Annotated in this window: 1 rRNA gene; it reads left to right on the forward strand. The window is 57.3% G+C overall.

The features are described from left to right. A 5S ribosomal RNA gene (gene rrf / locus OGX83_RS22820) occupies positions 1 to 73 on the forward strand; the annotation flags it as partial. Between the last annotated feature and the right edge of the window lie 147 nt (positions 74 to 220).

Consider the following 220-nt stretch of genomic DNA (forward strand, 5'->3'; position numbering starts at 1 on the left):
ACTCAGAAGTGAAACGCCGTAGCGCCGATGGTAGTGTGGGGTCTCCCCATGCGAGAGTAGGGAACTGCCAGGCATCAAATAAAAGCGAAAGGCTCAGTCGAAAGACTGGGCCTTTTGTTTTATCTGTTGTCTGTCGGTGAGCGCTCTCCTGAGGAGGACAAATCCGCCGGGAGCGGATTTGAACGTTGCGCAGCAACGGCCCGGAGGGTGGCGGGCAGGA

Origin of the sequence: Citrobacter sp. Cpo074 (assembly GCF_030332745.1) — a bacterium.
Taxonomy (GTDB): domain Bacteria; phylum Pseudomonadota; class Gammaproteobacteria; order Enterobacterales; family Enterobacteriaceae; genus Citrobacter; species Citrobacter portucalensis.